This is a genomic window from Streptomyces sp. NPDC054765, assembly GCF_053612065.1.
In genome coordinates this window covers 64,739-89,218 of sequence record NZ_JBSHBP010000010.1, presented here as the reverse complement: position 1 = coordinate 89,218, position 24,480 = coordinate 64,739, and the positions used below count along the sequence as shown (strand labels likewise).

Below are 24,480 nucleotides of genomic sequence, written 5' to 3'. Positions count from 1 at the left end.
GCGGGCACCCGGGCGTCCTCATCAGTGGGGATCTGCCGAGGTCCGCCTCAAGTACTACGAGATCGGTGCAGGTGGACGACGAGTGTGTGACAGCTGGAGCTGCCGGGGGTGACGGGGCCGTAGTGGCCGACGCCGGGCAGCTCGCACAGGTCCGTGGTGCCGGGGTGGAGTGCGGCGTAGCGGCGGGAGAGGTCGAGGGGGACGTCCGGGTCGTCGGTGCCGTGCAGGATGGTGACCGGGACGCCGGGAGGGTGGCACGCCGGGTCGGCCGCGGCGATGCGTTCCGCCAGACCGGGTCCGGCGCCGAGCAGCTCGGCGACCGCGCCGTCGCTCAGGCCCAGCGCATGGGCGCGGGCGAGATCCGCGACCGGGGAGACGGCGAGCACGCGGGACACCGGCGTGCCGGGCCGGGCCGCGGCGAGCAGCGCGAGATGGCCGCCCGCGGAGTGGCCGACGAGGACCGGATCCCCGCCGGCGGGCACCGCGCGCACCGCCGCCGCAATGCCCGCCGTGACGTCCTCGAACGTCTGCGGTGCCCCGCCGCCGGCACCGGCCCTGCGGTACTCGGCGAGCGCGACCGGCAGCCCCCGCCCGGCCAGATCGGCGGCGAGCGGCGACAGATGCCGGCGGTCGTAGGCCGCGCGCCAGAAGCCGCCGTGCAGGAGGACGACCAGCGGGCCGCCCGGCACCTGTGCCCGCGGGCCGCCGGCCGCCGACGGCACGTACAGATCGACGATCTGGTCCGGATGCGGCCCGTACGCCACCGTCCGGTCCGGCGCCACCGGGGCCAGCCCCAGCAGCGCCGACTCCTCGTCCGGCACGCTCACCCGCCGGCCCCGGCCGCCCCGGGCTCGACATCGGGCAGCGCCCCCAGCACCTCGCCGAGCACCCATGCCGCCCGCTCCGCGTCCGCGAAGGAGGTGTAGAGCGGGGTGAAGCCGAAGCGCAGCACGTCCGGCGGGCGGAAGTCGCCGACCACCCCGCGGCGGATCAGCTCGTCCATCACCTCGCGCGCCGTGGGGGTACCGTCCTGCCCGGCCGGAGCGGAGAGCTTGGGGGAGCACTCCAGCGACACCTGGCTGCCGCGCCACCGGTGGTCGTACGGCGTGACGGAGCGGGCCCGGTCCGGCGGTACGTAGGCGCTGACGCACTCCAGGAAGAAGTCGGTCAGGGCAAGGCTCTTGGTACGCACGTCCTCGACGGACACCCCGTCCCAGACCTCCAGCGCCGCCTCCAGCGCGAGCAGCGAGAGGATGTCGGGGGTGCCGACCCGGCCGCGCGCAATGCCCTCGGCCGGGGTGTAGGCGGGCTCCATGCCGAAGGGGTCGGCGTGTGAGTTCCAGCCCGGCAGCGGCGATTCGAACCGCTCCTGGAGGCTTTCCCTGATGTACAGGAAGGCGGGCGAACCCGGGCCGCCGTTGAGGTACTTGTACGTACAGCCGACGGCGAGGTCGACATGGTGCGCATCGAGGCCGACCGGCAGCGCGCCGGCGCTGTGGCACAGGTCCCAGACGGCGAGCGCGCCCGCGGAGTGCAGCGCATGGGTGATGCCGGGCAGGTCGTTGAGCCGGCCGGTGCGGTAGTCGACGTGGTTGACCAGCGCCAGCGCGGTCCGCTCGGTGACCTCGTCGGCGATCCGCGCGGGCTCGACCGGACGCACCGCGAGGCCGGTCATCCGGGCCGCTGACCGGGCGATATAGCCGTCGGTCGGGAAGGTGGTGGCGTCGACGAGGATCTCCGTACAGCCCTTGCCGGCCATCCGGACGCCGCCGACCACGGCCTTGAAGAGGTTGACGCTGGTCGAGTCACCGACCACCACCCGGCCCGGTCCGGCCCCGATCAGCGGCGCGATCTTGTCGCCGACCCGCTCGGGCGCGGTCCACCAGCCGGATTCGGTCCAGGACCGGATGCGCAGCTCACCCCACTCGCGCGCGATGACATCGGCGAGGCGGCCGGGCACCGTACGGGGCAGCGCGCCGAGGGAGTTGCCGTCGAGATAGACACCGGCATCGCCGGAGGCGTGATCGGGCGCGGCGTCGAGGACGAAACGGCCGCGGACCGCGGCCAGCGGGTCGGCGGCGTCCAACTCGGCGGCGCGCGCGGCCTGTTCGCGGGCGCCGGAGGGCTCGTGGCGGCCGGTGCCGTCGGGGAACTCCGGGGTCTCAGACATGGCTGCGCGCCGTCCACAGCTCGGGGAAGACATTCTTGCGGGCCCGCTTCTCCAGCCAGGAAACCCCCGCGGAACCACCGGTACCCATTTTCGCTCCCATGGCCCGCCGGGTCGCGACCAGATGGTCGTTGCGCCAGCGCCAGACCAGCTCGGCAACATCGGTCAGTGCCTCGCCCAGCCGGACGAGTTCGGACTCCTGCGAGCCCGTATAGATCCCGGCCCAGACCGCCTCGACGGCCGGGTCCGGTTCGTAGCGCAGCGCGGGGTCGCGCCACAGCACGGCCTGGGGGACGGCATGGCCGCGGCGGGCGAGCAGCCGCAGCACCTCGTCCCACAGGCTCGGCTCCTGGAGGGCCTTCTCCAGCTCGGCGTGCTCCCGCGCGGCGCCGCGGTGCGGCACCAGCATCGACGCGGACTTCTCGCCGAGCAGGAACTCCATCCGCCGGTACATCGCGGACTGGAAGCCGGAGCCCTCACCGAGCGCGCTGCGGTAGGCATTGAACTGCGCCGGGGTCAGCCGGGCGAGCGGCTTCCAGGCGGCGTTGAGCGCCTCCAGCTCGTAGGTGGAGCGGCGCAGCGCCTCCATCGCCACCGTCACGTCGTCACGGCGCAGCGCCTCGGCGGCGGTGTGCCATTCATGGACGATGACCGTGAACCACAGCTCCATGACCTGGGTGGTGACCAGGAAGACCATCTCGCCGGGGTCGTCGGAGAGCGGGTGCTGCAGGTGGGTGAGGACACCCGCCTGGACATAGTCCTCGTACGGGGTCGTGCCGCTGCTGCCGATGCTGAGATCCGGGGCGAACGGCGGGTCGGACTCGGCGGCGCCGGCGGGTACGGAGCCCGCGGCGGGTGCGCTCGGCGCGCTCTTCGCGGGATCGGTGGGAGACGGCTGCGACATGAGGGACTCCTCAGGTGCGAACTACCGGGTAGCGGTCCGCCCCTTCCTCGTCGGCTCGGGAGCCCCGGTCCCCTCGGGCGCGGGATGACCCGGCCCACTGGAAATCATCCGCGCTGGGCTCCGACCGCGCAAGGGCCGGCCGCGCGCACGCGGCCGGCCGTCGGTCCTGCCCGGCGGTCCCGTCAGGTGAGGGTGTCGGCCGCGGTCGGCGAGGAGTCCCGCAGGAAGACCGAGCAGCGCTCGTACTCCTCCTGCTCGCCGATCGTCTGGGCGGCACGGGCGAGGGCGTGCAGTGCGCGCAGGAAGCCGCGGTTGGGCTCGTGCTCGAAGGGCACCGGGCCGTGGCCCTTCCAGCCGGCCCGGCGCAGCGAGTCCAGACCGCGGTGGTAGCCGGTACGGGCGTAGGCGTACGACTCGACGACCCGTCCTTGCTCGAACGCGTCGTCCGCGAGCTGCGCCCAGGCCAGCGAGGAGGTCGGGTACTTCGCGGCGACGTCGGAGGGCGCCGTGCCCGCGGCGAGCAGCTCGCGGGGCTCGGGGTCGTCGGGCAGATGGGTCGGGGGCGGTCCCCCGAGGAGATTCTCGTGAATGGCCATGCTTCCCAGTCTGCCTGGTCGCCGGGGCCGGGTGGGGAGCGGCCGGGATCTTGCATCCCGGGCGGCACACACAGCGGGACCGGGCGGCACGCAGCGGGACCGGGCGGCACAGAGCAGGACCGGGCGGCACAGCGGGGGACCAGGCGGCACACAGCGGGACCGGGCGGCACGGAAGGCGGATACGGCGGACGGCGGGTGGCACCACGGCGGACGGCAGGTGGCACGGCAGGCGGAAGCCGGCACCGGCCGCCACGCCCCGGTCCGCACGACGGGCCGGGCCCTACGGCCCCCCGCCCGGTCGCCCCGGCCCCCCGGCGCCCGGCAGCTGCTCCGCCTCCCGGGCCACGGCCTCGCCCGGGTCCAGCGGCGGTGCGCTCACCCCGCAGTGGTAGATCGTCCTCGCCCGGCACGGCTCCTCGGCACCCGGTTCGGCGCGCAGCACATTGCTGCGTACGGTCAGCAGGGCGATCAGCGCGCCGATCACCAGGATGCCCGCACACAGCGGCATCGCGCGCCGGAAGGCGGCGCCGAATGCGTCCGCCGAGCGGTAGGCCTCCGGGCCGATGCCCGCCAGCAGCGGCAGGGCGGCCACCGCCATCAGGCTCGCGGCCCGCGCCGCCGCGTTGTTGATACCGCTGGCCAGGCCCGCCCGGTCCACGTCCACCGACGCCAGCACGGTCGAGGTGAGCGGCGCGACCAGTGTCACCATCCCCGCGCCCAGCACCACCAGCGCGGGCAGCACATCGGCGAAGTACGACGCGCCCTGCCCCACCCGCAGCATCAGCAGCATCCCCGCGGCACACAGCAGCGGACCGACGGTGAGCGGAATGCGCGGCCCGATGCGCTGCCCCAGCTGCCCGGAGCGGGCGGACAGCAGCAGCATCAGCACGGTGGTGGGCAGCAGCGCGGTACCGGCCTGCAGTGCCGAGTAACCCACCACGACCTGGAGCTGGAGCACGGCCAGGAAGAAGAAGCCGCCGAACGCGGCGTAGACGCACACCGTCACCGCATTGACGGCGGAGAACAGCCGGATGCCGAAGATGGCCGGCGGCAGCATGGGATCGGTCCGCCGCCGCTCGACATGGACGAAGAGCACCCCGAGCAGCACCCCGGCCACCGCCGGAATGATCACGCCGGGCCCGGCGCCCCCGCCCGGCGCGGCGATCAGCGCATAGGTCACCCCGGCCAGCGCCAGCGCCCCCAGCACCGCGCCCTGCACATCGAAGCCGCGGCGCTCGCGGGCGTCCCGCTCCCGGGTCTCGGGGACGTGCCGCAGCGCCACCGGCACACACACCGCCGCCAGCGGCACATTGAGGAAGAACACCCAGCGCCAGCCCGCGCCGTCCACCAGCCAGCCGCCGATGAACGGGCCCACCGCGGCGGCCACCCCGCCCAGCCCCGACCAGGAGCCGACCGCCCGTGCCCGGTCGTCGGGGTGGAAGACGGCCTGGATCAGCGCCAGCGAGCCGGGGGTGAGCAGCGCCCCGCCGATGCCCTGCAGCGCACGGGCCGCGATCAGCACCCCGGCGTTCGGCGCGAGCCCGCACAGCAGCGAGGCCGTGGCGAACCACACCACGCCGATCACGAACACCCGGCGCCGGCCGAAGCGGTCGCCGAGGGCACCGCCCAGCAGGATCAGCGAGGAGAGGGTGAGCATGTAGGCCGTGACGGTCCACTGGAGAACCGCCAGATCCGCGTTGAGGTCCTCACCGATCCTGGGCAGCGCGACATTGACGACGGTGCTGTCGAGCATCGCCATACCGGACCCCAGCACGGCCGTCGCCAGCACCCATCGGCCCTGCGCCGAGGTGAGCCGGACCCCGCCGGGCGCACTCGGTTCGCTCATACCGCGAGCATGCCCGTATCCGCGCCCGCTCGCCCGCCCTGAGCCGTCCGGCGGGCCCCAACGGCCCGGCGCGGCGCGGCACCCGGGCCACGCGGACACGGCACGGGGGACGCCGCCTCGCCGGGCACGTGCAAGGGCTCCGCATCCCGGCGGATGCGGAGCCCTTGCACGCCGCGGGGACGGCCGTGCGGCCGTCCCGGGCTTACTTGATCTTGGTGCCGGTGGAGCGCAGGTTCTCGCAGGCCTGGGTGACGCGCTGGGCCATCCCGGCCTCGGCGAGCTTGCCCCAGCTGCGCGGGTCGTAGGCCTTCTTGTTGCCGACCTCGCCGTCGACCTTCAGCACACCGTCGTAGTTGCGGAACATGTGGTCCGCGACCGGGCGGGAGAAGGCGTACTGGGTGTCGGTGTCCAGGTTCATCTTGACCACGCCGTTCTCCAGCGCGGTGGCGATCTCCTGGGGAGTGGAGCCGGAGCCGCCGTGGAAGACGAAGTCGAACGGGGAGGACTTGCCGTACTTCGCGCCGACGCCCTCCTGCAGGTCCTTCAGCAGCTCGGGGCGGAGCACGACATTGCCCGGCTTGTAGACGCCGTGGACGTTGCCGAAGGAGGCGGCGAGCAGGTAGCGGCCCTTCTCGCCCAGGCCCAGCGCCTCGGCGGTGCGCAGCGCATCGTCGACCGTGGTGTAGAGCTCGTCGTTGATCTCGTGGGTGACGCCGTCCTCCTCGCCACCGGTCGGGGTGATCTCGACCTCAAGGATGATCTTGGCAGCGGCGGCCTTGGCCAGCAGCTCCTGGCCGATGGCCAGGTTGTCGGCCAGGTTCTCGGCCGAGCCGTCCCACATGTGGGACTGGAACAGCGGGTTCTGGCCCTTGGCCACGCGCTCCGCGGAGATGTCCAGCAGCGGGCGGACATAGCCGTCGAGCTTGTCCTTGGGGCAGTGGTCGGTGTGCAGCGCGACGGTGATGTCGTACTTCTCGGCCACGACGTGCGCGAACTCGGCGAGCGCGACCGCGCCGGTCACCATGTCCTTGTTGTACTGGCCGCCCAGGAACTCCGCACCACCGGTGGAGATCTGGATGATGCCGTCGCTCTGAGCCTCGGCGAACCCACGCAGCGCGGCGTGCAGCGTCTGCGTCGAGGTGACGTTGATGGCCGGGTAGGCGAACTTTCCTGCCTTCGCCCGGTCCAGCATCTCGTTGTAGACCTCGGGGGTTGCGATGGGCATCTGTCCGCTCCTTAGGTGTGCGGGTGTGCTTTCGTGGCCCTGACCAGGGGGCGAGGACTTCGCCGAGCACATCTTCCCAGACTCGGCTGATTGCTCCACATCCCGCGCCCGGCCGTCCCGCACTGTGGGCGGCCGGTTTCACGTGAAACCAGCCGCCCCTCGGTAAAGCCGCAGTTCAGCGCATTTTTACGGCGCGATGCCGCCCCTCGGCCGGCCTCAGCTCAGGCCGAGGTCGCCGAGCTGGTAGCCGGTGAGGTAAGGGAGGCCGGCCTCGGCGATGGCCGACGCGGCACCCCGGTCGACGATCGTTGCCACCGCAACGACCTCGGCACCCGCCTCGCGCGCCGCCTCGACGGCGGTCAGCGGGGAACCGCCGGTGGTGGAGGTGTCCTCGACGACCAGGACCCGGCGGCCCGTGAGGTCCGGGCCCTCGATACGGCGCTGCATGCCGTGCGCCTTCTGCGCCTTGCGGACGACGAACGCGTCCAGCCGGCCGCCCCGCGCGGCGGAGGCGTGCAGCATCGAGGTCGCGACCGGGTCGGCGCCGAGCGTCAGCCCGCCGACCGCGTCGTAATCCAGATCGGCGGTGAGCTCCAGCATCAGCCGGCCGACCAGCGGCGCGGCCGTACCGTCCAGGGTGATCCGGCGCAGGTCGATGTAGTAGTCGGCCTCCTTGCCGGAGGAAAGCGTCACCTTGCCGTGCACCACGGCCTTGTCCTTGATCTGCTGCAGCAGCTCGCCGCGCACGTCGTCACTCATGCGCATGAGCTTAGGCGGTGTCCTGCGACAGGCTCCGCCAGCTCCAGGTCGTGGAGATCTCCAGCGGGTCGATGGGGGTGACCAGGCGCGGCAGGGTGTTGAGACCGTTCGGCGGGCCGGACTGCGGCTCGACGCAGACCGCGGCCTCCTGCTCGTCGTAGACCACGGCCCACTCGGCGCGACTGGTGATTTTCAGCTCCAGCCGGCCCGGCCAGGTCAGCGTGGCCTCGACCCCCTGCGGCATACCGAAGCAGTCGTCCCAGGGCCCCGGTGCCGGCGGGATCCGCCGGCCGGTCGGCAGATGGTCGTCGCCCCGCTCCTCCTGCCACTCGGGCGCGAAGTCGAGGCGTACGTCCTCGCCTCCTTCGCCGAGATTCCGCAGGAACCAGGGGTGCCAGCCGGCCTGGGCGGGGAACGAGTCGCCGGTCGCCTCGACCCCCATGGTGAGGGTGAGCGAGCCACCGTCCGCGGCGAGCTCCACGAGCTGGGTCACCCGCCCCGGGTACGGCCAGGGCGCCGCCGGATCGGCGAGGTCATAGGTGAAGACCGCCTCCGTGGCGCTCGAACGCGCCGTCCGCCAGCGGAGGTTGCGGCCGGTGCCGTGGATGGCGTGCGGCGCGGCATTGAGGGGCATCCGGTGTTGTTCGGCCCCGTTGCGGAACTGCCCGTGCTCGATCCGGCCGCACCACGGAACCATCGGGAAACAGCCGTACTTGGCGCCCTGCCGCAGCAGTTCCGTACCGCCGACACGGAGGCCGGCGATCCGGCAGCCGTTGTCCGGCCGGACGGTCAGTTCGGTGTCGCCCGCGGCCAGCCGTACGCCCTCCGGCGCCTGCGAGGGCGCTGCGCTCCGCGTGGTGTTGTCGGTACTCACGGGACCGACCCTAGCGGTGCGCCGGCGCCCGGCGCGGGACGCCGTGACGGCCCGCCGCCGGCCGCCGCGGCCGGTGGCGCCGAGGCGGGCGGCGGCCACGGTCGACGGAGGCCGGGGTCAGCAGGGGCCCGGTCAGCGGGGGCCGGGGCCAGCGGAGGCCCGGGGTCAGCGGCGCCGGCGCAGCACCCGGCCGACGACCACGGCGGACGCCAGCACCACCGCGGCGGCGGGCGCCGCCCAGCGCAGGGTCACCGAGGTGGCGTTCGGCTCGGGCGCGGGCACCGGTGCATACCGCCCGCGTGGCGGGGCGTGGTCGACCTCCTCCGCGCTGCGCCCGATCATCGTCCGGCGGGCGTGCGCGGCCTCGGCGGGGGCGATGTCATCCGCATCGTGGCCGTAGGCGTGCTCGGGGTGGGCATCGTGCGCCGCAGGGACCGCGTCCGCCGCGTCCCCCGCGTCGAGGTCCTCGGCGGCGTCGGCCGCATCGCCGGGGTCCGCCGCTTCGACGGCGTCGTCGTCGCTGCGCCGAGCCGACGGCGGCGGCACCTCGGCGCCGGCTGCCCGCGGCCCGGCCGCCTCGCCCGCGCCCCCGTCCGGACTGCCGTCGCCGGCCTGCCCCGCCACCGGCCGCTGCCGCAGATCGGCTGCCAGGTTCTCCGCGAAGCGGTCCAGCAGCCGGCGGCCGGCGGTTTCGGCGGAGTGGCCGGTGGCCTCGGCCAGCCGGCCGTCGCCGTGCACCGTGCCGGAGCAGGCCAGCGTCGTGCCGGGGCCGGGCTCGGTGGCCGGGGAGAGCCGCACCGCCAGGGTCAGCGCGACCGAGCCGTCCCCCCGCGCCTCGGTGCCCTTGGCCTCGACCGTCACTGCATCGGCCGCGCCGTCGTCGCCCGGCCCGCCGTCCTCGGCAGCGACCGTCAGCGTGCCGCGATAGGTGATGGTGGAGCTTCCGATACGCAGCCGCAGCCGGCCCACCGGGGAGTGCGGGGGCGCGTCGGCATCGAGCTGGACTCCTGGGACACACCGCGCCACCCGCTCCGGCTCGGTGAGCGCCTGCCGCACGGTCCCGACGGGAAACGGAACGTACACCTCATGCTCCATGACATGGGAGCCTACCCAGCGCCCCCGTGCCCCGTGCCCGCGCACACAGAATTTCTGCGCAGCGGCCCCGGCCTCGGACGGCACCGGACTCCGTACCGCGGCCCGCGCACCCGGCGCCCGCCCGGCCGGCGGGCCGCCCGGGACCCGCCCCGACCGCTCAGTCGAGATACCGCGGATGCATCAGCGTCGACGCCGGCAGCCCGGACATCCGGTCGCGGGTCTCCCCCCGCCGGCCGGCCTGCAGCTCCGCGCAGCTGAGGCCCGCGGGCGGCGGCGCATCGGACGCCAGACCGAAGTACGGCCGGTGCCGCGCGGCCAGCACAAAGCCCCAGTACCGGGCCCGGCCGGCCGACGGCGCCGCGGCGGGCACCTCCGCGTCCACCGGCGGGACGGGGACCGTACGGTCCGGGCCGCCGTAGAACGCCGCGGGCCGGCCGGACAGGCGGTACGGCACGGTCGCCAGGCCCACCGACCGGACGGTCGACTCCACCGTCCAGTACAGGCGCGCCCGCTCGACCGGCGGCCCGGCGTGCACCACCAGCCGTCCGTCACCGGCCAGCAGCCGGGCCGCGAGGCCGTAGAACTCCTGTGAGTAGAGCTTGGTGCTCGCGGCGATCCCCGGATCCGGGAGGTCGGAGACGATGACGTCGTACGGCGCCGGCCGCCGGCCGCGGCCACCCAGGCCCTGCTGCCGCAGCCAGTCGAAGGCATCGGCGGTCACCACATGCACCCGCGGATCGCCGAGCGAGTGGTGGTTGAGGCGGGAGAGGCCGGGGTCGGTACGCGCCAGCCGCAGCACACCGGGGTCGAGTTCGACGACGGTCACCGAGCGGACCGCACGATGGCGGAGGATCTCGCGCACCGCGAGGCCGTCGCCGCCGCCGAGGACCAGTACCCGGCGGTGCGGACCACCCGCCATCGCCGGGTGCACCAGCGCTTCGTGGTAGCGGAACTCGGTCTCCGCGCTGACCCGGAGGCGGCCGTCCAGATACAGCGCCAGCGGTCCGCCTAAACCTTTCCTCCCCCACCCCGCACCGGCTCCGGCCCCCGTGCCGCCGGTCATCACCACTTCCTGGATGCCGGTCTGCACCGCGACCCGCGCCGAGGAGCCGTACACCGCCTGCCGGGCCGCCCGCTCGAACGGCGTGGCCAGCATCATGCCCGCGGCGAGCAGCGCGAGGACCAGGGCGTTGACGGCGAGCAGTGCCCAGCGGGCGCGGCCGCTCAGATCGCGGCGGAAGAGCCAGAGCACCAGCACACCACCGGCCACCGCGTTGACAGCGCCGGTGAGCAGTGCGCCGGTCAGCTGGCCGAAGCTCGGCAGCAGCAGAAAGGGAAAGGCCAGGCCGCCGACGAGCGCGCCGACATAGTCCGCGGCGAAGAGGTCGGCGACCGCGCCGCCCGCGTCCTGCCGGCGCACCCGCTGGATCAGCGTCATCAGCAGGGGCACCTCGGCGCCGATCAGGATGCCGATGGCCAGGGAGAAGCCGACGAGCGCGGAGCGGGACTGGCCGAACCAGGCGAAGCAGGCGTAGAGCGCCATCGCGGAGCAGCCGCCGACCAGCGCGAGACCCGCCTCGACCGCACCGAAGCCGACCGCCGCCCGGCAGCGCAGCCGCTTGGCGAGCAGCGCCCCGACGCCCATCGCGAAGACCATGACGGACAGCACGACCGATGCCTGGGTGACGGAGTCTCCGACCAAGTACGTGGCCAGCGCGACGAGTTCGAGTTCGTAGACCAGACCGCAGGCGGCGCAGACGAAGACGACGGCGAGGACGAGCAGCCGGCCGAGCCCGGCCGGCACAGGCAGTCGCGCCGGCGTCATGGCCTCCGGCACCCCGGGGGTGCCGTGGAGAACAGGCTCTGGCGGGTCGATCATAAAGTGAACGCTACGTGACAGATCCGTGGCCCTCCGTCACCCACACGGGTGCAGTCCATGGGCTGCACCCGTCAGTTGGAGCGCTGCCTCGGCGCGGGGCGTGGCCGCCGCGTCCGCACTCCACCGGCCGGCCGGACCGCGCACGCCACACCGTGCGCGCCCCGCCAGGCATCCACCCCCCGGCGCACCGCCTTCGCGCCCCTCGCACCGCCCACGCCCCACTCCCCCTGCCGGCTCGCGACGACTCCCGCCGGCTCCCGGCGCCCTCTGCCGGCCGGACCGGTTACTTCCGCCCGCCGCGGCTAGACCGCCGCGACCGCCGCCCGTACGCCCACGCGGGTGCGGGTGGCCACCAAGCGGCCCTCCTGCGGATACGCGTGCCAGGTCCGCCAGCGCACCTGCCCCTGCTGGCACTGCGCCAGCATCGCGGTGAAGGCGTGCGGCGAGCCGGGGAACGTACCGGCGAGGCCGTGCGGATGCTCGGCCACCAGCGCGAGAAGTTCCTGCGCCCGCCCCGCGAACGAGCCGCGCGACAGCTTCTCGACATGGGCGGCGAATTCGTACTCCCAGTCGCCGAGGCGTTTCGCCACGCCCAGCGGCAGCGGCGTACTGCTGCCCGGCATACAGGCGACCGTTTCGGAACAGGTACCGCGCTCCTCTTCGAGAAGCACCTGGTGAGAAGCGCCGAGAAGCCTCAACTGAAGCTGGGCACCGTGGAGTTGGAGATCGAGTACGGCAAGGGCCGGCAGGGGTTCCCTGCCCAGCGCCCAGGCCAGGTCGGAGGCACGGGTATCGGTGTACGCCGTCTGCAAAGTGGTGAGCATGGGTCGGCTCCGCAAGCACGCAGTGGAATGGTGGGCCGGCCCGCCCGTTGAAGGCCAGGGATATGCGAATGCCTGCCGGCTCGTGCCCACGTGGGATCGGAGAACGTGGGGGATTCTCCAGGGAGAGGGAATCATGAAAGCCCTGTCGCCCACAGCGCTTTTACCCATCTCTGCCGGGTTTCCATCCGCTAGGGGGCCCTGCAGTTCAGTTGTTCAACGACCAAGCGCCTGGCGGGTGTTGGTGTGTTCACCAGCACCCGCCAGGCGCATATGCGCGATACAACAAGCCTTCCGCGCAAGTGGAGTTGGGGCAAATCGCCGCGGCTCAGGATCCTCCGCCGCCACCGCAGCCACCACCGCCGCCGCAGCCGCCGCCCCCGCAGGAGGACCCGCCGCCGCACGAGTGGCCGCCGTGTCCGCCGCCGTGGTGCCCGCCGCCGTGATGGCCGCCGCCGTGATGGCCGCCGCCCAGGCTCGAACCCCCGTCACCGCCGGCCCACCAGCTGCCGCCGGCCGCACCACCGGCACCCCGTCCGCCGAGGCCCCGTCCGCCGAGGCCCCGTCCGCGGGCGCCGCCCCGCGAGGCGAGGGCCACCACGCCGATCACCCCTGCACAGATCGCCACGAAAACCACAATCCCCATCTGCCTCACACTCCTTCCGTTCCCCCGAAGCGAGGCACCCGCTCCGTCCGGCGCCCGGTGCGCCGTTGCGGCGGCGTCCCGCGCCGCGGACCGTCCGCGTCGACGGCCGTCACTGTCCTTCGTGCGGGGCTGATGCCCTGGCTCCGAAGTCTCAAAGCACAGTTGAGGAACTCCTGAGGTTCGACGGAGGATGGCCCCATGGACCGACCGCTGCTGAACCGCCGCCTCGCCGAATTCGGCACCACGATCTTTGCCGAAATGTCGGCACTCGCCGTACGGACCGGCTCCATCAACCTCGGCCAGGGCTTCCCCGACACCGACGGCCCGGAAGAGGTCAGGGAGGCAGCGGTGCGCGCCCTGCGCGACGGCCGCGGCAACCAGTACCCACCCAGCCCCGGCGTCCCCGAGCTGCGCGAGGCCGTCGCCGCCCACCAACAGCGCTTCTACGGGCACCGCGGACTGGCCTACGACCCCGACACCGAGGTCCTGGTCACCACGGGCGCCACCGAAGCCATCGCCGCCGCGCTGCTGGCGCTGCTGGAGCCGGGCGACGAGGTCGTCGCGCTGGAGCCGTACTACGACTCGTACGCGGCCTGCATCGCGCTGGCGGGCGGCCGCCGCGTCCCGGTGACCCTGCACGCGGACCCGGAGTCCGGCGCCTACCGCCTCGATCTGGACGAACTGCGCGACGCCCTCACCGACCACACCCGCCTGATTCTGCTCAACACTCCGCACAACCCCACCGGCACCGTCCTGTCCCGCGAGGAGCTCACCGAGATCGCCCGCCTCGCCTGCGAGCGCGACCTCCTGGTCATCACGGACGAGGTCTACGAGCACCTGGTGTTCGAGGGCGAGCACCTCCCCCTCGCGTCGTTCCCCGGTATGCGCGAACGCACCGTCACCATCGGCTCGGCCGGCAAGACCTTCTCCTTCACCGGCTGGAAGGTCGGCTGGGTCACCGCGCCCCCGGAGCTGATCGGCGCGGTCCGCTCGGCCAAGCAGTTCCTCACGTTTGTCTCCGCCGGGCCCTTCCAGTACGCCGTCGCCGAGGCCCTCGCCCTCCCCGACAGCTACTACACGGAGCTGCGGGACGATCTGCGCGCGAAGCGCGACATCCTGGCCCGCGGGCTGTCCGAGGCCGGCTTCGGCGTCTTCCGCCCCTCCGGCACCTACTTCATCACCACCGACATCCGCCCCCTCGGCCACGACGACGGCTTCGCCTTCTGCCGCGCCCTGCCCGAGCGCGCCGGCATCGTCGCCATCCCCAACGCCGTCTTCTACGACCACAAGGACCAGGGCGCGCCGTATGTGCGCTTCGCCTTCTGCAAGCAGGTGGAGGTGTTGGAGGAGGTGGTCAGCCGCCTCCGGAAGCTCTGACGGGCGCCGCCCGCCGCGGGTCCGCCGCCCGCCGCGCGGCGCCCCCGCCGGACCCGTCCGCCCCGTGACACACGGACACGGGCCCCCGGAGCCAACGCTCCGGGGGCCCGTGCAGCGGGGTGGGTGTGAAACGAGCGGGGCTCAGGCCTCGTCGTCACCCTGCTTCTTGTCGGAGTCGCCTTCGATCTCGGCCTCCAGACCGAGCTGCTCGACGATCCACTTGTCGAATTCGATCGAGGCGCGGACCCAGCTGACCGTGCTCGACACAAAGTGTTCGAGCGAGACGCCGGTGCCGATCAGCATCGATGCCTCACCGATCAGACGGACCGTGCCGTCGTCATGGGTGTGGGTGTAGGCCTTGGGCCACAGCGTCCGGCGGTTCCAGTCGTCGATCGCCTCCAGCAGCTTCGACTTGTCGTCGATGCCGTGGGCACGGTCGTAGAACGTACGGACGGAGAAGATCTGCTGCTCCTCCTCGCCCCGGAACATGAAGTACGTGCGGAACTGCTCCCACGGGGCGGCGAGGTCACCCTCCTCGTCGACGACGTACTTCAGCTCCATCTGGTCGAGGAGCTGCTTGACCAGGTCCTGGTCAGGCACGACGGGACCATCAGGCCCCGAGGGCTCGGGTTCGGGCTGGCCCCCGAAATTCGGAATCGAGGACGGGTCGATGCTCACCGTGGAATTCCCTTCGTATGGTCCCTGCCATCCTCCCCCACATCCGCCCCGTCCTGGCAACCCGGGACGGAGCGGATACGGGCAAGGTGTCGGTCAAGGACATGATCCGCGGGCCCGGCGCGGCGGGACGACCGGGCCCCCGGATCGCGGCGGCGGTCAGCCCACGGCCCGCCCGTCCGGCTCCACCGACAGCTGATCACCGTCCACGTCCACCCGCACGGTGTCCCCGTCCCGCACCTCGCCCGCCAGGATGGCGCGGGCGAGCGGGTCGCCGATGGCGGTCTGGACCAGACGGCGCAGCGGCCGGGCGCCGTAGGACATGTCCGGGGCCGGGGCGTCGGGCACCGGCTCCTGGCCGAGCCAGGCGAGCCAGGTCAGGGCGCGGTCGCTGACGTTCAGCGTCAGCCGGCGGTCGCCGAGGCGGCGCTGCAGGTGGTCGAGCTGGATCCGGGCGATCCGCTGGAGCTGGCCGGTGCCGAGCGGGTGGAAGACCACCACGTCGTCGAGCCGGTTGAGGAACTCGGGCCGGAAGGCACTCCGGACCGTCTCCAGCACCCTCTCCTTCTTCTGGTCCTCCTTGAGCAGCGGGTCCATCAGGAAGGCGGAGCCGAGGTTGGAGGTCAGGATGAGGATGGTGTTGCGGAAGTCGACCGTGCGGCCCTGGCCGTCCGTGAGCCGGCCGTCGTCGAGGACCTGCAGCAGGATGTCGAAGACGTCGTGGTGGGCCTTCTCGACCTCGTCCAGCAGGATGACGGAGTACGGCCGGCGGCGGACCGCCTCCGTCAGCTGGCCGCCCTCCTCGTAGCCGACATAGCCGGGCGGCGCGCCGACCAGCCGCGCCACGCTGTGCTTCTCGCCGTACTCCGACATGTCGATACGGACCATCGCCCGCTCGTCGTCGAAGAGGAAGTCCGCCAGGGCCTTGGCCAGCTCGGTCTTGCCGACACCGGTCGGGCCGAGGAAGAGGAACGAGCCGGTGGGCCGGTCCGGGTCGGCGATACCGGCCCGGGTACGGCGCACGGCGTCCGACACCGACCGCACGGCCTCGGTCTGGCCGATCAGCCGCTTGCCGAGCTCCTCCTCCATCCGCAGGAGCTTCTGCGTCTCGCCCTCCAGCAGCCGGCCGGCCGGGATGCCGGTCCAGGCGCCGACCACATCCGCGATGTCGTCGGGACCGACCTCCTCCTTGACCATGGACTCCTTGGACGCCTCCTGCTCGGCCTCGGCGGCGGCCGCCTCCTCCAGCTCGTGCTCCACACCCGGGATCTCGCCGTAGAGCAGCTGGGAGGCGGTGTCGAAGTCGCCGTCGCGCTGGGCGCGCTCGGCCTGGCCGCGCAGCTCGTCGAGCTTCTCCTTGAGCGCACCGACGCGGTTGAGGCTCTCCTTCTCCTTCTCCCAGCGGGCGGTCAGACCGCGCAGCTCCTCCTCCTTGTCGGCGAGGTCCTTGCGCAGCTTCTCCAGCCGCTGGAGCGAACCGGCGTCGGACTCGTTGCGCAGCGCCAGCTCCTCCATCTTCAGCCGGTCCACGGCGCGCTGGAGCTCGTCGATCTCCACGGGGGAGGAGTCGATCTCCATACGGAGGCGCGAGGCCGCCTCGTCGACCAGGTCGATGGCCTTGTCGGGCAGGAAGCGGGAGGTGATGTAGCGGTCCGAGAGGGCGGCGGCGGCGACCAGGGCGGAGTCCGCGATCTGCACCTTGTGGTGGGCCTCGTACCGGCCCTTGAGCCCGCGCAGGATCGCCACCGTGTCCTCGACGGTCGGCTCGGCGACCAGCACCTGCTGGAAGCGCCGCTCCAGCGCCGGGTCCTTCTCGATCCGCTCGCGGTACTCGTCGAGGGTGGTCGCGCCGACCATCCGCAGCTCGCCACGGGCCAGCATCGGCTTGAGCATGTTGCCCGCGTCCATGGACGAGTCGCCGCCGGCGCCCGCGCCCACGACGGTGTGCAGCTCGTCGATGAAGGTGATGATCCGGCCCTCGCTGGACTTGATCTCCGCCAGGACGGTCTTCAGCCGCTCCTCGAACTCACCGCGGTACTTCGCGCCCGCGACCATCGCCCCGAGGTCCAGCGCGACCAGCCGCTTGTTGCGCAGCGACTCGGGCACATCGCCCTTGACGATCCGCTGTGCCAGCCCCTCGACGACGGCCGTCTTGCCGACGCCGGGCTCGCCGATCAGCACCGGGTTGTTCTTCGTCCGGCGGGAGAGCACCTGCACCACCCGCCGGATCTCGTGGTCCCGGCCGATGACCGGGTCGAGCTTGCCCTCGCGGGCGGCCGCGGTGAAGTCCGTACCGAACTTCTCCAGCGCCTTGTACGTGCCTTCCGGGTCGGCATTGGTCACCCGCTGCCCGCCCCGGCCGGCCTCGAAGGCGGCCAGCAGCTTCTTGGCGGAGGCACCCTGCTGCTCCAGCAGCTCGCCGGTGCGCCCGCCCTTGGCGGCGAGCCCGACGAGGAGGTGCTCGGTGGAGACATAGGCGTCACCCAGCTCCTTGGCGCGCTGGGTGGCGTCCGCGATGGCGGAGAGCAGATCGCGGTCCGGCTGCGGCGGCGCGACCGTCGAGCCCTGCACGCTCGGCAGCGCGGCGAGCTGCCGCTCGGCGCCGTTGCGCAGCACGGCGGCGTCCGCCTCGACGGCGGACAGCAGATCCATGATGTTCTCGTTGTCCTGCCCGGCCAGCAGCGCGAGCAGGAGATGCGCGGACGTCATGTCCGCATGCCCGGCGGTGACCGCCCGCTCGTTGGCGGCGCTCAGCGCCTCCCGGCTCTTGTTGGTCAGCTCGGCGTCCACGTCCTCGCGATCCTCCTCGTAGTCGTTCTGCACGGCCTCGTTGCCCAGTCTGGACCCACCCGGGCAAACCCTGCTCATGCCAACGTGCGATAAGTTGAGTCTATTCCACTCAAGGCGGCTTCGGGAGCGTCACCCGCTCATCCGGAACCCACTCCTGCGGGTGAATTAGGCCGAACGCCCCTTCGCCCTCGAAGCGGTCTTGGAACGCTGGCCTTCGACCACAAGGAGGTGCAGCATGACGGCTATGGCACACGAGCCGATGGCGACGGACCACGAGACCCTCCTGGATTATTTCCTCGCCCTGGAGACCCCCGAGGGCTTCCGGGCCGAGCTGATCGAGGGGGAGATCATCGTGACGCCACCGACCGACGGGAACCACGAGCGTTTCTTCAGCCGGCTGTCCAAGCAGATCCTGACGAAGTCCGCGACGGATATGGATGTCTCCGGCGGCAAGGGACTCCTGCTGCACCCCGGCGACCGGAAGAACCACGTGATTCCCGATGCCACCTTCGCGCCCACGGAACTGGACCTGTTCCTGGACGCCGAGCCCTGGATGCCCAGCGAAGGCGTCGCCCTGGTCATGGAAGTCACGTCGAGCAAGCCGGAGCACGACCGCATCGCCAAGCGGCGCTGCTACGCCCGCGCCGGTATCCCGCTCCACCTGCTCGTGGACCGCAGCAAGGCCACCATCACGATCTTCAGCGATCCCTCCGGTGACGACTACGTAGGGAACAACACCGCCCCCCTCGGCAAGCCCCTCCCCCTCCCCGCCCCCTTCTCCTTCGACCTGGAGACCGCCGACTTCCTCTGAATCCCGGACCCCGGCCCCCGGCCCGGAACCCGGCGCCCGGCCCCGGAACTACCCTTGCCCCCATGGCCCACGACCTCAGCGCCCTCAGCCCGGAGTACCTCGCCTTCTGGGGCGAGTACCAGATGCCGACGCTCACCACGCTGCGTACGGACGGGACACCGCACGTCGTCCCGGTAGGCGTCACCTACGACGCCGGGCAGCGGATCGCGCGGATCATCACCCGCAAGGACAGCGCCAAGGTCAAGAACGTCCTCGCCGCCGGGGCGGACGGCGCCACCGTCGCCGTGTGCCAGGTCGACAAGGGCCGCTGGGCGACCCTGGAGGGCATCGCGCGGGTGCGTACGGACGCCGGGGCGGTGGCCGACGCGGTGAGCCGGTACGCCGAGCGCTACGGCCGGACCCCGGCGCCCAACCCCGATCGCGTCATGATCGAGATCGCGGTGACCAAGGCGATGGGCCGGGCCTGAGAGCCGGGCCGCCGCTTCCCCGTCCCGCGCCGGGCCGCCGCACCTCCGGCCCGTCGCCCCGCCGGCCCCTGGCCTCCTGGCTCCCTGGCCCCCTCGCCCCCTCGCCCCCTCGCCCCCTCGCCCCCTGGCCGAAAACGGACCCTCCCGCTCCGCCGTAGGCCGTCCACCTGGTGTAGTCAGGAGCGACGGGAACCGAACAGCTCCGTGCAAGGACGGGCGGCATCGGGCCTGTCCCCTGCAAAAGACGGCAGCTGGAGGCCGCATGGCGTCGGCAGTGCACATCGTGACCACCGTTCCTCGCCGTCCGCCCCCCGCCCGTCCGCACCCGCACGCCGAGCTCTGCCCGCGCTGCGGCGGCCGGCTGGCCGTCAACCAGGACGGCTGGAAGATCTGCCACGCCTGCGGATACGCTTCGCCGCCCGGTACAGCCCCTCCTCCACGGGCCACCCGCGGGGGTATCGTCGCCCCCACAGTCGCCACGCCCCGGAGGGCACGATGAACTCGGTCCGAGTGACGGCGATCGCCTGCCTGATGCCGCTGTCCGAGCTGGACGAGGATCCGTTCCTGGTAGATGACCGGAGCCAGCACGACATGTGCACACAGTGGGCGGCTGCCCGTGACTACCGCCTGACCTGCCGGCTCAGCCTGCACCACCTGCGGGCCGACCACGGCGCGCTGTGGCGCGATGTCGAAGAGGGCCTGGTGGATGTGTTCGTGGCGCCCAACCGCCGGGCGCTGGAGAACGCCATCGACGGCACCGCCGAGTTCACCGCACGGTGCGCCGCGGCCGGGGTGCGCCTGGAGACCGCCGACCTCGACGAGCCGGTTTACACCCTGGCGATGAAGTCGCATGTGCACCGCCGGCTGTCGATGCCGACGGCCGGGTACAACGGCTGCTGAGCGGGCGCGGCCCGGGACGACGCACGCACGCACGCACGCACGCACGCACGCAGCACCAGCACCAGCACCAGCACCAGCACCAGCACCAGCACCAGCACCAGGAATGTACCGGGAAGCCCCGGGAGACACCGCGCACAGACGCGACAAGGGCCGGGTTTCCCCGGCCCTTTGCCACCTCACACACCGGGTGCTCGCGCCCCGGCCGGCCGGATCATTCCGGCCGCTTGGGGCGCCACACCACCAGCGCGCTGGTCTGCTGCACATCCTGATACGGCACCAGATCGCGCCGGTAGGAGGCGTGTACCGCCGCCTCCCGCTGCTGCATCGCGCTGGCCGCGCCCTCCAGGGCGCCCTGCAGCTCGACGACCCGCTGCTGCAGGGCCGCGACCTGGTTCTCCAGCTCGATGATGCGCTTGATGCCGGCGAGGTTGATGCCCTCGTCCTGGGACAACTGCTGCACCGTACGGAGCAGTTCGATGTCCCGGGCCGAATAGCGGCGGCCCCGCCCGGCCGTACGGTCGGGCGAGACCAGCCCCAGCCGGTCGTACTGGCGAAGGGTCTGCGGATGCAGGCCGGAGAGCTGAGCCGCGACGGAGATGACATATACCGGCGACTCTTCGGTCAGTTCATAGGGGTTACGACGCTGCCCGCCCCGGCTGTCCATCTCATGCTCCCTTCGCGGCCTGGAACAGCTCTGCCCGCGGGTCGGGGCCCGCGGTCGCCTCGCGATAGGACTCCAGCGACTCCTTCGCCTTGTCGCTGAGGTCGCCGGGGACCAGCACCTCTATGGTGACCAGCAGATCACCGCGGGTGCCGTCCTTACGGGTGGCGCCCTTGCCCCGGGCCCGCATCGTGCGCCCGTTGGGGGTGCCGGCCGGCAGCTTCAGCGTCACCGGCGGACCGCCCAGGGTCGGCACCTTCACCTCGCCACCGAGCGCGGCCTCCGGGAAGGTGACCGGCACCGTGACGGTGAGGTTGTCGCCCTTGCGGCCGAAGACCGGATGGGCGTCGACATGCACGACCACATACAGATCGCCGGCCGGGCCGCCCTGCTCGCCCGGGGCGCCCTTGCCGCGCAGCCGGATGCGCTGCCCGTCGGAGACGCCCGCGGGGATACGGACCTGCATCGTGCGGGCACTGGTCGCCCGGCCGCTGCCCTTGCAGACCTCGCAGGGATCCTGGGCGATCAGGCCCCGGCCCTTGCAGTCGGCGCACGGGTCGGTGAGCGAGAAGCCGCCGCCCGCGCCCCGGCTGACCTGGCCGGTGCCGACACACGTCGGGCAGACCCGGGGCGTACCGTTTTTGTCGCCGGTGCCCGAACACGCCTTGCACGGCGCCTGGCTGGACATCCGCAGCGGGACCGTGGCCCCGTCGACCGCCTCGGTGAAGCTGAGCGTCACCTCGGACTCGATGTCCTGGCCGCGGCGCGCGTGGGTACGCGTACCGGCGCCGCCGCGGTTGAACAGACCGCCGAAGACGTCCCCGAGCCCGCCGCCGAAGCCGCCGCCCCCGCCACTCTGACCGGGCGTGCCCCCGAAGAGGTCACCCAGGTCGAAGTTGAAGGAGCCGCCGCCACCGGCGGGACCCGGCCGGTAGCCGCCGTTGCCGAACAGCGCACGCGCCTCGTCGTACTCCTTGCGGCGCTTGCTGTCGCCCAGGATGTCGTTGGCCTCGGAGATCTCCTTGAAGCGCTCCTCAGCCTTGGCGTCACCCTTGTTGGCGTCCGGGTGGAACTCGCGGGCGAGCTTGCGGTACGACTTCTTGATCTCCGCTTCGGTGGCGTCCTTCGGGACGCCGAGGACCTTGTAGTAGTCCTTCTCGACGAAGTCCTTGGTGCTCATCCCCGACGTCCCTCCTCCCGCACGGATGCTCTTGCTGTCCTCGCGTCAGCCCTCGTCCGGGCCACCGCTCTCCTCGTCCGAAGCCTTGGTGTCCTCGTCGGAGGCGGACTTGGCGCTCTGCGCGCCCGGCTGCGGCTCGGCGACGGCGACCCGCGCGGGGCGGATCGTTCGCTCACCGATGCGATACCCGGGCTGCAGGATCGCCACGCACGTCGTCTCGGTGACATCCGGTGCGTACGAATGCATCAGCGCTTCGTGGATCGTCGGGTCGAAGGGCTCGCCCTCCTTGCCGAACTGCTGCAGACCCAGCTTGGCGACCACGGTCTCCAGCGATTCGGCCACCGACTTGAAGCCGCCGACCAGTTCGCCGTGCTCGCGGGCACGGCCGACGTCGTCGAGGGTGGGAAGGAGCTCGGACAGGAGGTTCGCCGCGGCGATCTCCTTGACCGTGATCCGGTCCCGTTCCACCCGACGGCGGTAGTTCTGGTACTCCGCCTGGAGCCGCTGGAGGTCTGTCGTGCGCTCGTTGAGCGCCGTACGCACCTGGTCCAGCTGCGCCTGGAGCGCTACGTCCGGTACGTCCCCGGCCGGGGCCGAGCCCGCCTTGTCGGCGGACTCGGCCTGCGCCGCGTCTTCGGGAGCGGCGTCGGAAGGGACGTCGGGCTTCTCGTCGAAGCCCGGGGTCTCCTCCGTCACGCGGCACCATCCTTCTTCGGCTTCTCGTCGTCGACGATCTCGGCGTCCACGACGTCGTCCTCGGCCTTGGCCTGCCCGCCGTCAGCGGCGCCCTCGGCACCCGCGGCGGCCTGCGCGCCCTGGGCGTCGGCGTACATGGCCTGGCCCAGCTTCTGGGAGACGGCCGCGACCTTCTCGGTGGCGGTGCGGATCTCGGCTGTGTTGTCGCCCTCGGCGGACTCGCCCTTGAGCTTCTCCTTCAGCTCACCGACGGCTTCCTCCACCTCGGTCTTGACCTCGCCGGGAACCTTCTCCTCGTTGTCCTTGAGGAACTTCTCGGTCTGGTAGACGAGCTGCTCGGCCTGGTTGCGGGTCTCGGCGGCCTCGCGGCGCTTGGTGTCCTCGTCCGCGTACTGCTCGGCCTCCTGGCGCATCCGGTCGACCTCGTCCTTCGGCAGCGAGGAGCCGCCGGTGACGGTCATCTTCTGCTCCTTGCCCGTGCCCAGGTCCTTCGCGGTCACGTGCATGATGCCGTTGGCGTCGATGTCGAAGGAGACCTCGATCTGCGGGACCCCGCGGGGGGCCGGCGGCAGACCGGTCAGCTCGAACATCCCGAGCTTCTTGTTGTACGCCGCGATCTCGCGCTCGCCCTGGTAGACCTGGATCTGCACGGACGGCTGGTTGTCCTCGGCCGTCGTGAAGATCTCGGAGCGCTTGGTCGGGATCGTGGTGTTGCGCTCGATGAGCTTGGTCATGATGCCGCCCTTGGTCTCGATACCGAGGGACAGCGGGGTGACGTCCAGCAGGAGGACGTCCTTGACCTCACCCTTGAGGACACCGGCCTGGAGGGTGGCGCCGATGGCGACGACCTCGTCCGGGTTGACACCCTTGTTGGCGTCCTTGCCGCCGGTCAGCTCCTTGACGAGCTCGGCGACGGCCGGCATCCGGGTCGAGCCGCCGACCAGGACCACGTGGTCGATCTCGGACAGGTTGATACCCGCGTCCTTGATCACGTTGTGGAACGGCGTCTTGCAGCGGTCCAGGAGGTCCGAGGTGAGCTGCTGGAACTGCGAGCGCGTGAGCTTCTCGTCCAGGTGCAGCGGGCCCTCGGCGGAGGCGGTGATGTAGGGAAGGTTGATCGTCGTCTCGGTGGAGGACGACAGCTCGATCTTCGCCTTCTCGGCGGCCTCGCGCAGACGCTGGAGCGCCATCTTGTCCTTGGCCAGGTCGACGCCGTGGCCGTTTTGGAACTGCTTGACCAGGTAGTCGACGACGCGCTGGTCCCAGTCGTCACCACCGAGGTGGTTGTCACCGTTGGTGGCCTTCACCTCGACGACGCCGTCACCGATCTCCAGCAGCGAGACGTCGAAGGTGCCGCCACCGAGGTCGAAGACCAGGATGGTCTGGTCGTCCTTCTCCAGGCCGTAGGCCAGGGCGGCCGCGGTGGGCTCGTTGACGATGCGCAGGACGTTGAGGCCCGCGATCTCACCGGCCTCCTTGGTGGCCTGGCGCTCGGAGTCGTTGAAGTAGGCCGGAACGGTGATGACCGCGTCGACGACCTTCTCGCCCAGATACGCCTCGGCGTCCCGCTTGAGCTTCTGCAGGATGAAGGCGCTCATCTGCTGCGGGTTGAAGCCCTTGCCGTCGATGTCGATCTTCCAGTCGGTGCCCATGTGGCGCTTGACCGACCGGATGGTCCTGTCGACGTTGGTGACCGCCTGGCGCTTCGCGACCTCGCCGACCAGCACCTCGCCGTTCTTGGCGAAGGCGACAACGGACGGCGTGGTCCTGGCGCCCTCGGCGTTGGTGATGACGGTGGGCTCACCGCCTTCGAGAACACTGACGACGGAGTTCGTCGTGCCCAGGTCGATGCCGACCGCACGTGCCATTTCAATTCCTCCAGCTGACTTGAGTGGAACAGGCTCAAGAGTGCAGTACCGAAGAAAACCTGTCAACAGACATGAGTCACTGGCACTCAAGTTTTATGTCGTCCTTATCGTCACCAGGGCTCCACCCGACGACGCCCGGGGCACACACAGGGTTGCCTTCGCGACGCAGATCACCGGCCGGGCGGCTTCATGGCGCAGGGGAGAATGGGTAACCTCAGCGCAGACCCGAAAAGTTACCGCTTA

The 24,480-nt window shown here is 71.9% G+C and carries 22 protein-coding genes; 4 read left to right on the top strand and 18 right to left on the bottom strand.

Annotation, left to right across the window (positions count from 1 at the left end; genetic code table 11):
• Positions 1 to 47: 47 nt before the first annotated feature.
• From ACWGJY_RS09550 to ACWGJY_RS09495, 12 genes are all read right to left on the bottom strand, one after another.
• Positions 48 to 827 carry an alpha/beta hydrolase family protein gene (locus ACWGJY_RS09550; protein WP_453260206.1) on the bottom strand — a complete coding sequence of 260 codons (780 nt, stop codon included), beginning with the start codon at positions 825 to 827 and terminating at the stop codon, positions 48 to 50.
• Positions 824 to 2,170, bottom strand: a complete 1,347-nt coding sequence (kynU, locus tag ACWGJY_RS09545; RefSeq protein WP_453260205.1) for a kynureninase — start codon at positions 2,168 to 2,170, stop codon at positions 824 to 826. The genes ACWGJY_RS09550 and kynU overlap by 4 nt, the downstream gene beginning before the upstream one ends.
• The gene (locus ACWGJY_RS09540; RefSeq protein ID WP_453260204.1) at positions 2,163 to 3,071 is read right to left on the bottom strand and encodes a tryptophan 2,3-dioxygenase family protein; all 909 of its coding nucleotides are present in this window, start codon (positions 3,069 to 3,071) and stop codon (positions 2,163 to 2,165) included. The genes kynU and ACWGJY_RS09540 overlap by 8 nt, the downstream gene beginning before the upstream one ends.
• Before the next feature lie 182 nt (positions 3,072 to 3,253).
• Positions 3,254 to 3,667, bottom strand: coding sequence for a DUF3151 domain-containing protein (locus ACWGJY_RS09535; RefSeq protein WP_453260203.1), 414 nt, complete (start codon positions 3,665 to 3,667; stop codon positions 3,254 to 3,256).
• Between the two features lie 280 nt (positions 3,668 to 3,947).
• The gene (locus ACWGJY_RS09530; RefSeq protein ID WP_453260202.1) at positions 3,948 to 5,513 is read right to left on the bottom strand and encodes an MFS transporter; all 1,566 of its coding nucleotides are present in this window, start codon (positions 5,511 to 5,513) and stop codon (positions 3,948 to 3,950) included.
• Between the two features lie 202 nt (positions 5,514 to 5,715).
• Positions 5,716 to 6,738 carry a class II fructose-bisphosphate aldolase gene (gene fbaA, locus ACWGJY_RS09525; RefSeq protein ID WP_453260201.1) on the bottom strand — a complete coding sequence of 341 codons (1,023 nt, stop codon included), beginning with the start codon at positions 6,736 to 6,738 and terminating at the stop codon, positions 5,716 to 5,718.
• A gap of 216 nt (positions 6,739 to 6,954) precedes the next feature.
• Positions 6,955 to 7,497 (bottom strand): orotate phosphoribosyltransferase, encoded by a 543-nt coding sequence (pyrE, locus tag ACWGJY_RS09520; RefSeq protein WP_453260200.1) that lies wholly within the window; start codon positions 7,495 to 7,497, stop codon positions 6,955 to 6,957.
• 10 nt (positions 7,498 to 7,507) lie between these two features.
• The gene (locus ACWGJY_RS09515) at positions 7,508 to 8,371 is read right to left on the bottom strand and encodes an aldose epimerase family protein (protein WP_453260199.1); all 864 of its coding nucleotides are present in this window, start codon (positions 8,369 to 8,371) and stop codon (positions 7,508 to 7,510) included.
• A gap of 165 nt (positions 8,372 to 8,536) precedes the next feature.
• Positions 8,537 to 9,466 (bottom strand): SRPBCC domain-containing protein, encoded by a 930-nt coding sequence (locus tag ACWGJY_RS09510; RefSeq protein WP_453260198.1) that lies wholly within the window; start codon positions 9,464 to 9,466, stop codon positions 8,537 to 8,539.
• Positions 9,467 to 9,623: 157 nt separating this feature from the next.
• A complete protein-coding gene (locus ACWGJY_RS09505; RefSeq protein WP_453260197.1) occupies positions 9,624 to 11,345 on the bottom strand; it encodes a polyamine aminopropyltransferase in 1,722 nt (573 codons plus the stop codon).
• A gap of 302 nt (positions 11,346 to 11,647) precedes the next feature.
• Positions 11,648 to 12,169: a DUF2617 family protein gene (locus tag ACWGJY_RS09500; RefSeq protein ID WP_453260196.1), complete on the bottom strand. Its 522-nt coding sequence runs from the start codon at positions 12,167 to 12,169 to the stop codon at positions 11,648 to 11,650.
• Between the two features lie 325 nt (positions 12,170 to 12,494).
• Positions 12,495 to 12,812 (bottom strand): hypothetical protein, encoded by a 318-nt coding sequence (locus ACWGJY_RS09495; protein WP_453260195.1) that lies wholly within the window; start codon positions 12,810 to 12,812, stop codon positions 12,495 to 12,497.
• A gap of 198 nt (positions 12,813 to 13,010) precedes the next feature.
• Here ACWGJY_RS09495 and ACWGJY_RS09490 point away from each other — a divergent pair, with 198 nt between their 5' ends.
• Positions 13,011 to 14,189, top strand: a complete 1,179-nt coding sequence (locus ACWGJY_RS09490; RefSeq protein ID WP_453260194.1) for a pyridoxal phosphate-dependent aminotransferase — start codon at positions 13,011 to 13,013, stop codon at positions 14,187 to 14,189.
• 141 nt (positions 14,190 to 14,330) lie between these two features.
• Here the strand turns inward: ACWGJY_RS09490 and ACWGJY_RS09485 are convergent, their stop codons facing one another.
• Both ACWGJY_RS09485 and clpB read right to left on the bottom strand, forming a co-directional pair.
• Complete coding sequence (locus ACWGJY_RS09485; RefSeq protein WP_453260193.1) at positions 14,331 to 14,867, bottom strand: YbjN domain-containing protein; 537 nt, start codon at positions 14,865 to 14,867, stop codon at positions 14,331 to 14,333.
• Between the two features lie 156 nt (positions 14,868 to 15,023).
• Positions 15,024 to 17,654, bottom strand: a complete 2,631-nt coding sequence (gene clpB, locus ACWGJY_RS09480) for an ATP-dependent chaperone ClpB (protein ID WP_453260255.1) — start codon at positions 17,652 to 17,654, stop codon at positions 15,024 to 15,026.
• 235 nt (positions 17,655 to 17,889) lie between these two features.
• On the opposite strand from clpB, the gene ACWGJY_RS09475 reads away from it, so the two are divergent.
• From ACWGJY_RS09475 to ACWGJY_RS09465, 3 genes are all read left to right on the top strand, one after another.
• The gene (locus tag ACWGJY_RS09475; RefSeq protein WP_453260192.1) at positions 17,890 to 18,465 is read left to right on the top strand and encodes a Uma2 family endonuclease; all 576 of its coding nucleotides are present in this window, start codon (positions 17,890 to 17,892) and stop codon (positions 18,463 to 18,465) included.
• Positions 18,466 to 18,527: 62 nt separating this feature from the next.
• Positions 18,528 to 18,932 (top strand): pyridoxamine 5'-phosphate oxidase family protein, encoded by a 405-nt coding sequence (locus tag ACWGJY_RS09470; RefSeq protein ID WP_453260191.1) that lies wholly within the window; start codon positions 18,528 to 18,530, stop codon positions 18,930 to 18,932.
• Positions 18,933 to 19,427: 495 nt separating this feature from the next.
• On the top strand, positions 19,428 to 19,832 hold the full coding sequence (locus ACWGJY_RS09465) for a hypothetical protein (protein WP_453260190.1): 405 nt from the start codon (positions 19,428 to 19,430) through the stop codon (positions 19,830 to 19,832).
• Positions 19,833 to 20,043: 211 nt separating this feature from the next.
• Here the strand turns inward: ACWGJY_RS09465 and ACWGJY_RS09460 are convergent, their stop codons facing one another.
• The 4 genes from ACWGJY_RS09460 to dnaK are packed head-to-tail and all read right to left on the bottom strand — an operon-like array spanning position 20,044 to position 24,237.
• Positions 20,044 to 20,496 (bottom strand): heat shock protein transcriptional repressor HspR, encoded by a 453-nt coding sequence (locus ACWGJY_RS09460; protein ID WP_453260189.1) that lies wholly within the window; start codon positions 20,494 to 20,496, stop codon positions 20,044 to 20,046.
• Between the two features lies 1 nt (position 20,497).
• The gene (gene dnaJ / locus ACWGJY_RS09455) at positions 20,498 to 21,673 is read right to left on the bottom strand and encodes a molecular chaperone DnaJ (protein ID WP_453260188.1); all 1,176 of its coding nucleotides are present in this window, start codon (positions 21,671 to 21,673) and stop codon (positions 20,498 to 20,500) included.
• A gap of 45 nt (positions 21,674 to 21,718) precedes the next feature.
• Positions 21,719 to 22,369, bottom strand: a complete 651-nt coding sequence (gene grpE / locus ACWGJY_RS09450; RefSeq protein ID WP_453260187.1) for a nucleotide exchange factor GrpE — start codon at positions 22,367 to 22,369, stop codon at positions 21,719 to 21,721.
• Positions 22,366 to 24,237: a molecular chaperone DnaK gene (gene dnaK / locus ACWGJY_RS09445; RefSeq protein ID WP_453260186.1), complete on the bottom strand. Its 1,872-nt coding sequence runs from the start codon at positions 24,235 to 24,237 to the stop codon at positions 22,366 to 22,368. The genes grpE and dnaK overlap by 4 nt, the downstream gene beginning before the upstream one ends.
• Between the last annotated feature and the right edge of the window lie 243 nt (positions 24,238 to 24,480).